Source organism: Leucobacter sp. M11 (genome assembly GCF_035726885.1).
In the GTDB taxonomy this organism is placed as follows: Bacteria; Actinomycetota; Actinomycetes; order Actinomycetales; family Microbacteriaceae; genus JAPFRB01.
The window spans coordinates 700,964-703,696 of sequence record NZ_JAPFRB010000003.1 but is presented as its reverse complement, the minus strand read 5'-3'; the positions used below and the strand labels follow the sequence as shown (position 1 = coordinate 703,696).

Here is a 2,733-nt window from a genome sequence, read left to right as displayed (position 1 = left end):
ATCCGCTGCGTCCTCTACGGTTCCCTCGGCGCCACCGGCATCGGGCACGGCACCCCGGCGGCCGTGCTCGTCGGCCTGACCGGGGAACTGCCCGAGACCGTCGACCCCGCCCTCGTCTCCGCCATCGCCGACCTCGCCTCCGAGCGGGGTGCGCTGCGCCTCCCGCACGGCCGCGAGGTCACCCTGGAGCGGGACTGGCTCCGCTTCGCGCCGCTGACCCGGCTCGACCGGCACTCGAACGCGCTCACCCTGGAGGCGCTGGATCACACGGGCAACACGGTCCTGAGCGAGACCTACTACTCCATCGGGGGCGGCTTCATCGAGCACGCCGGTGACGAGCCCGGCGACGCCGCCGGGGACCCCGCCGCGGGGGTCGAGGCGCCCTTCCGGAGCGGCGACGAGCTGCTCGAGATCTGCGCGGCGCGCGGGCTCAGCATCGCGGAGGTGATGCGGGCCGCCGAGACGCGCCTGCGCTCCGCCGCCGCCCTCGACGCGGAACTCGACGAGATCTGGGCGACCATGAGCGGGTGCATCGACTCCGGGCTCTCCGCGATTGGCGTCCTCCCCGGCGGCCTGCAGGTCGCCCGCCGCGCCGCGCGGATGGCGACCACCCTGCAGGAGGCCGATCTGCGCGGCGAGCGCGACACCTCACACGAGTGGCTCCAGGCCTACGCCATCGCGGTCAACGAGGAAAACGCGAGCGGCGGCCGCGTCGTCACCGCGCCGACGAACGGCGCGGCCGGTATCATCCCCGCCGTGCTCCGCTACGCGATCGACTTCCTGCCCCTGGAACACGCGCGCCCGCACGCCGAGTTCCTGCTCGTCGCCGGGGCCATCGGGAGTCTCTACAAGCGCAACGCCTCGATCTCGGGCGCCGAGGCCGGCTGCCAGGGCGAGGTCGGCTCCGCGTGCTCGATGGCCGCGGGGGCCCTCTGCCACCTGCTCGGCGGCACCCCGGCGCAGGTCGAGAACGCGGCCGAAATCGCGATGGAGCACAACCTCGGCCTGACCTGCGACCCCGTCGCGGGGCTCGTCCAGCTGCCCTGCATCGAGCGCAACGCGATTGGCGCCGGGAAGGCGGTCGCCGCGGCGCGGATGGCGCTCAACGGCGACGGTAGCCACGTGATCTCGCTCGACACCGTGATCGAGACGATGCGGCAGACCGGCAACGACATGTCCGAGCGCTACAAGGAGACGAGCCTCGGCGGCCTCGCGGTGAACGTCGTCGAGTGCTGAGCTGCGCGACCCGGCTGCTGCGCGTCCCCGCGAAGGAACGGCCAGAGCGGTCGCCTGGCTCCGCCGAAACTACCGGGCCAGGCGCCGGTCCATTCCGAAGCTCGCGGCAGCGATCACGATGCCCAGCGCGGTGAGCACGATGCCGACCCAGAGCGGGGCCAGGTAGCCGAGCCCCGCGGCGACGACGAGCCCGCCGAAGAACGCTCCCGAGGCGTTGCCGAGGTTCATGGCCGAGTGGTTGAGCGCGGCGGCGATGGACTGGGCGTCGCCCGCCACGTCCATGAGCCGCGTCTGCACGGCCGGGCCGATGCCGCTGGAGGCGATCCCGACGAGGAAGATGCCGATGAAGATGCCCGTCGTGCTCCCGGCGATCAGCAGGAGCAGGGCAAGCACGAGGATCATCATGGCGAAGGACCCGAAGAGCGCGGCCCGCACGCTGCGGTCGATGAGGCGGCCGGCCGCGAGCGTCCCGAGGGTCATGCCGAGCCCCATCGTCGCCATGAGCCACGGCACGTGCTCGGGTGCGAGCCCGCTGACCTCCGTGCCGAGGGGCGCCAGGTAGGAATACACGGCGAAGAAACCGCCGAAACCGATCGCCCCGATCCCCGTGGCGAACCAGACCTGCGGCCGCCGGAACACCTCGAGCTCGCGGCGCACGGTCTGGCCCGGGTTCCCCGGTAGATCGGGGAGCGCCAGGCGCACGGCCACCGCGGTCAGCGCGAAGATCCCGGCCACGATGATGAAGGCCGCGCGCCAGCCCAGGTGCTGACCGACGACGGTGGCGAGCGGGACGCCGACCATGTTCGACACGGTCAGCCCGGTCATCACGAGCGTGATGCCGCGGCCGCGCCGACCCGGCCCCATGAGCTCGGCCGCGACCAGGGCGGCGAGCCCGAAGTAGGCGCCGTGCGGGAGGCCGGAGAGGAAGCGCGCGATGAGCACGGTCTCAAAGGTCGGCAGCAGCGCGGTCGCCAGGGTGCCCACGGTGAAGGCCACGGCGAGCCAGACGAGCACCGTGCGCCGAGGCCAGCGGGCGGCGATGGCGGCGATCGTGGGCGCCCCGACGACAACGCCGAGCGCGTAGAGCGTGATGAGCCACCCGGCCTGCGCGTTCGCGGCGTCGGGGTTGGCCGCGGCGAGCTCGGGGAGCAGGTCGCGGGCGATATCGGGCAGCAGCCCCATCGCGACGAACTCGGTCGTGCCGATGCCGAAGGAGCCGATGGCCAGGGCGAAGATGGCGAGCGCGACCCGGCGCGACTGACGCGGCGCCGGGGCGGGGGTGCGGGGGGTCATTGCAGTTAGCCTACGCCCCGCCCGTGCCCGGTGACGCCGCGTGACGGGACGCCGGAGGCCGATTTCTGTGCTGACCGGCAAACTCACGTAATATATTTCTCATCGTCTGCGGGGGTCACGGTTCGAGCTGTCACAAGCGGCCCAACCCTTCTTCCCCGCCGGACCCACGCTTCCACCACCGACGGGGGCACCTCATCCATTCCT

General features: G+C 72.5%; 2 protein-coding genes. One reads left to right on the top strand and one right to left on the bottom strand.

Features of this window, described 5'->3' with window-relative positions:
- Positions 1-1,236 (top strand): L-serine ammonia-lyase (locus OOT08_RS11750; RefSeq protein WP_325092824.1); only part of this gene is annotated, 1,236 nt, incomplete at its 5' end.
- Positions 1,237-1,305: 69 nt separating this feature from the next.
- Here the strand turns inward: OOT08_RS11750 and OOT08_RS11745 are convergent.
- Positions 1,306-2,529, bottom strand: coding sequence for an MFS transporter (locus OOT08_RS11745; protein ID WP_325092823.1), 1,224 nt, complete (start codon positions 2,527-2,529; stop codon positions 1,306-1,308).
- Positions 2,530-2,733 lie beyond the last annotated feature (204 nt).